A 6,785-nucleotide genomic window follows, 5' to 3' on the forward strand; every position below is an offset into this window, starting at 1 on the left:
GAGCGCGCGCCCCACATGATTCCGGTCGCCAGCGCCACGATGCCGGCCGTGAACCAGACGATGACCCAGATCTGGTTCAGGGAGATGCCGACCGAGAGCGCCGCCTTGTGGCTGTCGGCGACGGCCCGCAGCGCCCGGCCGATCCGGGTCTTCTGGAAGAAGACCGCGAGGATCGCGACCGCCAGCGAGGCGATGATCGCGGCCGCGATGTCGATCTTCTGCAGCGACACGACCCCGCCCAGCATCGGGATGTCGACGGCGCCCCGCGGCAGGCCGAGCCCGTCGGTGATCATCTGCTTCGGGCTGCCGCCGAAGATCATCTCGCCGAGCCCGATCAGGAAATAGGTCAGCCCGAAGGTCGCCATGAACAGGATGATGTCGGGCTGGTTCACGAGCGGCCGCAACACCGCGCGCTCGATCGCGACCGCGAGCACGAACATGATCCCGATCGTGATCGCGAGCGCGAGATAGGCCGGAACCCCCTTCTCGGCGAGACCGACGAGCGTCAGGGCCGAGAACACGACCATGATGCCCTGCGCGAAGTTGAAGACGCCGGACGCCTTGAAGATCAGGACGAAGCCGAGCGCGATCAGCGCGTAGAGCACGCCCGCGACGAGCCCCTCCCAGACGGTCTGGACCAGGAGATCGGGCGCGGCGCCCATCTGCAGGAAGGGGTCGACGAAGACCTTGTAGAGGATGTCCATCGCGGCCGCGGTTCAGACGGGAAGGGGGAGGAGCGGCGCGGTCACGCCGTCCTGCTCTGCGGCGATGCGAGGAAGCGACGGCCGAAATAGCCGGTCAGCGCCCCGAGCAGCGACCAGGACAGGAGGGTGGTCAGGAAGACCGCGACGACGAAGCGGTGCGACAGGGCGGCCGGGACCGGATTGCCGGTGATGTCGATCTGCGGCGCGCCGACGAGATGAGGCGCGACGAGCAGGGCCACGCCCAGGATGGCGGCGGCCGGGTGGCGCTTGAAGAGGATCAGCCACAGACCCGCGCCGGTGCAGAGGGCGGTCCCAACCCACCAGATCTGGCGCGGCCAGAGGGGGGCGGCCGGGATACCGGGCAATTCCGGCGGCAGGCCAATGCCGGGCGCCAGCACGAAGACCAGGAAGCCGGCGAGGCCCCAGAGAAAGCCCTCGCGCCAGCCGAGCGGCCGGCCGGACAGGATCAGCGCCGCCGCCAGCATCAGGCTGAAGCCGATCCGCTCCACGATGTTGAAGAGGACGGTATAGGCGTTCCGCTCCAGCCCCGGCCGAGGCTCCCAGGCCTCGTCCGCGGCCACCGAGGCGGCAGCGGGGGAGCCATTCCCTCCGGCGCCATGCGCGTGTCCCGCGGCCGGCTGGGCCGGCGCCTTCTCGAAGGTCTCGCCCTGCGCGATCAGCGGCACCGTTCCGAGATGCTGCAGGACGGACACCAGAAGGCCGACCAGGAGGCCACTGATCGCGGCCGCGAATACGATCGAGCGAAAGACGGGCATCGGCGTTAGTGGCAGGGGAAGGCGTTCGCGTGCCGGGTGTCGTGGGCGGCGTTGTGCACGGCCTCGAGATGCGAGAACCCGACGAAGCCGACGATCACCACCCCGATCGCCATGGCGAGAAGCGCCTGAAGGCGGATTTCGACGGCCGGCGTAACGGCCGCGGCGAGATCGGGTCGGGACGAGGTGGCGGTGGTCATGGCGGCTCCAAGCCCTACGGGGTCGTGGAAACTAGCGGTTCGTCGCTCGCGGGTGTCAAGCGCTGCATGCTTGGCCGGCTACCCGTGCTGCTGCCCGAGATAGGCCGCGATCACGCGCTCGTCGCGCTTCACCTCGGCCGGCGTGCCGTCGGCGATCTTGCGGCCGTATTCGAGCACGACGACGCGGTCGGACAGGTCCATGACGACGCCCATGTCGTGCTCGATCAGCGCGATCGTGGTGCCGTATTGCTGGTTCACGTCGAGGATGAAGCGGCACATGTCCTCCTTCTCCTCGAGGTTCATGCCGGCCATCGGCTCGTCGAGGAGGAGGACGTCCGGCTCCATGGCGAGCGCGCGGCCGAGCTCGACGCGCTTCTGCAGCCCGTAGGGCAGCTTTCCGACGGGCGTCTTGCGGATCGCCTGGATCTCCAGGAAGTCGATGATCTCCTCGACGGCTTCGCGATGCTCGACCTCCTCCCGCATGGCCGGCCCTGCGCGGAGCGCCTGCCAGAGGAGGCCGCGCCGCATCTTCAGCGAGCGCCCGGCCATCAGATTGTCGAGCGTGGTCATGCCTTTGAACAGCGCGACGTTCTGGAAGGTCCGGGCGATGCCGCCGCGCGCCGCCTCGGACGGCCGCATCTTCGGGCGGCGCTGACCCTTGAAGGTGATCGAGCCCTCGGTCGGATGGTAGAAGCCGTTGATGCAGTTCAGCATCGACGTCTTGCCGGCACCGTTCGGACCGATGATCGCCCGGATCTCGCCCTTCTGGATCTCGAACGAAACGTCGTTCAGCGCCTTCACGCCGCCGAAGCCGAGCGAGACGTTCTCGACCGAGAGGATCACGTCGCCTTTCACGATGAGGGGTCCGTCGGGGGCTCTCACGCTGCCCTCGCCAGTTCGGGCGCCGCCATGACCGGGTGGGCCGGCATGTCCTGCACCTTGAGGGTGGCGGCGAGCATGCCCTTGCGGCCGTCCTCGAAGGTGACCTCGGTGCGGATCGCGGCCTCGCTCGATCCGTCGTAGAGGCCCGTGATCAGCGGGCCGTAGCGGTCGGCGATGAAGCCGCGGCGGACTTTCTGGGTGCGGGTGAGCTCGCCGTCGTCGGCGTCGAGTTCCTTGTGCAGGATCAGGAAGCGGCGGATCTGGGCGCCGCCCATGCGGGGCTCGGCCGCGAGCGATCGGTTCACGGCGTCCACGTGCTCGGCAACCATGGCGTAGACGCGCGGATGGGCTGCGAGCTCCTGGTAGGAGGCGTAGGTCACGGTGTTGCGCTCGGCCCAGGACCCGACGGCGACAAGGTCGATGTTGATGAAGCAGGTCACCATGTCCCGGCCATCGCCGAAAGCCACGGCCTCCTTGATGTTGGGGTAGAATTTCAGCTTGTTCTCGACGTATTTCGGCGGGAACAACGCCCCGTCCTGCATCCGGCCGACATCCTTGGCCCGGTCGATGATCTTGAGATGCCCCTCGGCATCGAAGAAGCCGGCATCGCCCGACCGCACGAACCCGTCCGGGGTCTTCGTCTCGGCCGTCCTCTCGGGATCCTTGTAATAGCCCTGGAAGGTGCCGGGCGAGCGGTAGAGGACCTCGCCCGACGGGTCGATCCGGATCTCGACCTGCGGCGCCGGTCGCCCGACCGTGTCGGCCCGGATCTCGCCGTCCGGCTGCATGGTCACGTAGACCGAGGCTTCGGTCTGCCCGTAGAGCTGCTTCAGGTTCACGCCGATCGCCCGGTAGAACCGGAAGATCTCGGGCCCGATCGCCTCGCCAGCCGTGTAGCCGACCTTGATCCGGGACAGGCCGAACTGGTTCCGGAGCGACGAGAAGACCAGGATGTCGCCGAGCCCATAAAGGAGGCGATCCCAAAGCCCGACCTTGTCCCGGTTGAGGATGCGCTCGCCGACCCGGCCGGCATGGGCCAGGAAGGCCTTGAACACGCGCCGCTTCAGCGCCGAGGCGTCCTCCATCCGGACCATCGTCAGGGTCAGCATGTTCTCGAACACGCGCGGCGGCGCGAAGGCGTAGGTGGTGCCGATCTCGCGCCGGTCGGCCACGACCGTCTCCGGGCTCTCGGGACAGTTCACGCAGAGCCCGACCAGGATGGCCTGGGCGTAGGAGAAGATGTGGTCGCCGACCCAGGCGATCGGCAGGTACGCTATGATCTCGTCCTGCTCGTCGAGCCGGTCGAAGCTCGACCCGATCTCGGCTGCGGTGACGACATTATCGTAGGTCAGCATCACGCCTTTGGGGCGGCCCGTCGTGCCCGACGTGTAGAGGATGATGGAGAGGTCCTGGCCACGGCCTTTGTCCCGCAAGGCGTCGAGGCGGGAGGCGGCGGCGGGGTCGCGGGCGAGCTTCTCCTGGCCGGCCGCGATGACCTGCGCGATCGATTGCAGGCGGGCATGGTCGTAGTCGCGGAGGCCGCGCTCCTCGTCGTAGAGGATGTTGTGCAGGGTCGGCAGCCGCTCGGCGACGGAGAGGAGCTTGTCGACCTGCTCCTGGTCCTCGACCACGGCATGGGTGACCTCGGCGTGGTCGAGCACATAGGCCATCTCGTCGGCGACGGAATCCGAATAGATCGGGATCGGGATCGCGCCGAGCCATTGCGCGGCCGCCATCGTCCAGTAGAGGCGCGGGCGGTTGTTGCCGATGACGGCGACCTTGCTGCCGGCCTCGACCCCGAGCGCCGACAGCCCGAGCGCGTAGGCCCGCACGGTCTCGTGCACCTCCTGCCAGGTCCAGCTCTGCCAGATCCCGAGGTCCTTGTGCCGGAACGCGGGACGGTTCGGTCGAACGCGGGCATTGCGGGCCAGGAGCTTCGGGAAGGTGTCGTCGCGGCCGGCCGTTTCGGTCAAGGAGCGTCCTCCGGTTCGGAAGCGACGTCTTCGCGCGCCGTCCGCAGCCGAAGTGCTTCTTAGCAAGCAAGCCTCGCCATGTCCCGAGAGGCAGGCGTGCGACGTTGGTCGAGCCTTCCTGAACCGCCAGCCGCGCCGCGGGTGTCTCGGCCCTGAATGCAGCATTCCGGACGTCGCGAGCGCAGATCCGAACGTCTTCGGGTCGGCCGGCCTAGATGTCGTACCGGGACACCAGCGCTGCAAAGCGCTCACTGGCGCGTCTGTAGAGTTCCACATCGCCCGCCTGATGGAGGTCGACCGCCTCTCGAACGGATGCATCGATCGCGTAGAATTCGCTCCGACGTTCCGGATTGACGTTCAAGCGCGCAGAGCCGGGCGCGAGGGCGCGGCCGAGGATCTTCTCCATGAGGGCGATGCTGCGGTCGTAGCTTTCCGTGATTCCGACGGCAGCCAGGTCTTCGACGGCAAGACGACCCAAGAAGACGGACAGGACGTTCGGCCTCGACGCAACGAAATCCGTTATGGTCGGCTTGTCGCGATGAAAGTCCCTGACCGAGGGGTGATCGATCTCCGGGTGCCGCATGAGGTACCAGTAATTCGACACGGCCTGCTGGTACGGGTCGCGAAAAAACGCGATGAACTCAGTCGCGGGAAAAAGCCCGAGATACTTGTCGGCGACGAAGTGTCCGTGGATGACGTCGATGTTTTGCAGCAACTCGTCTCGCTGCGCGCGCATGTCCGCCGCTCGCCGGGACCGACGCTCGACCGCCTCGCTGCTGTCGTTGCCCACCCAGTCGCCGTAATCCCGAAGCAGCCGGTCTCCGAAGGTGGCCGAAAGGCGTTCTCCGAAAGAGGTGCCGGCTGTTTTCGGAACGTGGACCGAGACGATCATTCGACGGCTGACACCCTGATGTCATGGCCTGGCGGGTGCTCGGCTCAGGAGCGCCGTCTGTAGCAGGAGAGAGTCGCGGCACCCAGGCCTCGCCATTCGCACAAGTGGGTCGAAACCTCTCCGAAGAGGAAGACGGCCGGACCGAGGCCGTCGGCAGTCCGGCTGGACTTCGCCTAACCGGGCAGGTCCGTCCCTGTCTGGCCACCTCCCGCCGCACGGCGTCGAGCAGAGCGGAAAGCCGCCGACGAGCGTCGAGGAGAGAATCGCGTCGCCGTCACGGAACCGCCCGAGACGCCTCGCTCATCCCGGGTGCGAGTCGGGCCATCACTCGGCGGCGGCCGCGAGCCTTGGTTCCGGCGAGCGGAAGCGCTGCCACAGCGCCGCCTCCTCCTGCTTCGCGGCCACGAGGTGGCGCGCCTTGACGTGGCCGAAGCCGCGGATCTTCTCGGGAATCGCGGCGAGCCCGATCGCGGCGGCGTGGTTCGCGGGCGTGAGGTCGGAGAGGACCTCGTCCAGCATCGCCTCGTAGTCGCGGATCAGCTGCCGCTCGAGCTTGCGCTCACCCGTGTAGCCGAACAGGTCGAAGGCGGTGCCGCGGAGCCGCTTGCCCTTGGCCAGGTGCTTGAAGACGGTCAGGATCCAGGGCCCGAACGTCATCTTCCGGGGCGCGCCCGTCGCCGGGTCGCGGCGGGCGAGAAGCGGCGGCGCGAGGTGGACCTCGTAGCGCAGCTTGCCCGGCTCGAAGGTCGCCGCGACCTGGTTCGCGAAATGGCCGTTCGTGTAGAGGCGAGCGACCTCGTATTCGTCCTTGTAGGCCATCAGCTTGAAGAGTGAGCGGGCGACCGCCTCGGCGAGCCCCATGGCGGTCGGGACGATCCGGGTCTCGGCCGAGCTGGTGCGCTCGACAAGGGCGCGGTAGCGCTCGGCATAGGCGGCGTCCTGGTAGTCGGCGAGGAAGGCGACCCGGCGGGCGATGACCTCGTCCAGCGTCTCGGAGAGGTCCTGGCTGTCGGCGGTCGCCTTGGTGGCGGCGACGAGCCGAGCGACCTCGTCCGGCTCGGCCGCGGCGCGGCGTCCCCATTCAAAGGCGTCGAGATTCATCGTCACGGCTTCGCCGTTCAGCTCGATCGCGCGGCGGATGGCCGCCCGTGAGAGCGGCACGCGGCCCGTCTGCCAGGCATAGCCCAGCATGAACATGTTCGCTCCGATGGCATTGCCGAGGAGGGCCAGTGCCACCGCCGTTGCGTCGACGAAGGAGACGCCGGGGCCGTTCTGGGCCTTGCCGCCGGCCGTCTGGGCAATGACCCGCTTCAGGCGCTCGGCCGGCAGCGAGTAATCGGCGTTGCGGGCGAAATCGCCCG

7 protein-coding genes are annotated in these 6,785 nt (G+C 68.0%); all 7 read right to left on the minus strand.

The window, feature by feature from the left end:
* A partial coding sequence (locus ACFE87_RS24365; RefSeq protein WP_375462251.1) for a branched-chain amino acid ABC transporter permease occupies positions 1-704 on the minus strand: 704 nt, incomplete at its 3' end.
* A 41-nt stretch (positions 705-745) separates the two neighbouring features.
* Positions 746-1,480, minus strand: a complete 735-nt coding sequence (locus ACFE87_RS24370; protein ID WP_375462252.1) for a CbtA family protein — start codon at positions 1,478-1,480, stop codon at positions 746-748.
* A 5-nt stretch (positions 1,481-1,485) separates the two neighbouring features.
* Positions 1,486-1,677: a CbtB-domain containing protein gene (locus ACFE87_RS24375; RefSeq protein WP_375462253.1), complete on the minus strand. Its 192-nt coding sequence runs from the start codon at positions 1,675-1,677 to the stop codon at positions 1,486-1,488.
* Between the two features lie 78 nt (positions 1,678-1,755).
* Entirely contained in the window at positions 1,756-2,559 is an 804-nt protein-coding gene (locus tag ACFE87_RS24380) for an ABC transporter ATP-binding protein (protein ID WP_375462254.1), read from the minus strand.
* The gene (locus ACFE87_RS24385) at positions 2,556-4,532 is read right to left on the minus strand and encodes an AMP-dependent synthetase/ligase (protein ID WP_375462255.1); all 1,977 of its coding nucleotides are present in this window, start codon (positions 4,530-4,532) and stop codon (positions 2,556-2,558) included. The genes ACFE87_RS24380 and ACFE87_RS24385 overlap by 4 nt, the downstream gene beginning before the upstream one ends.
* A gap of 211 nt (positions 4,533-4,743) precedes the next feature.
* Complete coding sequence (locus ACFE87_RS24390; protein WP_375462256.1) at positions 4,744-5,268, minus strand: hypothetical protein; 525 nt, start codon at positions 5,266-5,268, stop codon at positions 4,744-4,746.
* A 480-nt stretch (positions 5,269-5,748) separates the two neighbouring features.
* A partial coding sequence (locus ACFE87_RS24395) for a DUF6537 domain-containing protein (RefSeq protein WP_375462257.1) occupies positions 5,749-6,785 on the minus strand: 1,037 nt, incomplete at its 5' end.

The organism is uncultured Enterovirga sp. (assembly GCF_964242715.1).
In the GTDB taxonomy this organism is placed as follows: Bacteria; Pseudomonadota; Alphaproteobacteria; order Rhizobiales; family Beijerinckiaceae; genus Enterovirga.

Excerpts from the sequence above, each read along its gene's own strand:
- ACFE87_RS24370 (WP_375462252.1), bottom strand. The coding sequence starts at position 1,480 with ATGCCCGTCTTTCGCTCGATCGTATTCGCGGCCGCGATCAGTGGCCTC.
- ACFE87_RS24375 (WP_375462253.1), bottom strand. The coding sequence starts at position 1,677 with ATGACCACCGCCACCTCGTCCCGACCCGATCTCGCCGCGGCCGTTACG.
- ACFE87_RS24390 (WP_375462256.1), bottom strand. The coding sequence starts at position 5,268 with ATGCGCGCGCAGCGAGACGAGTTGCTGCAAAACATCGACGTCATCCAC.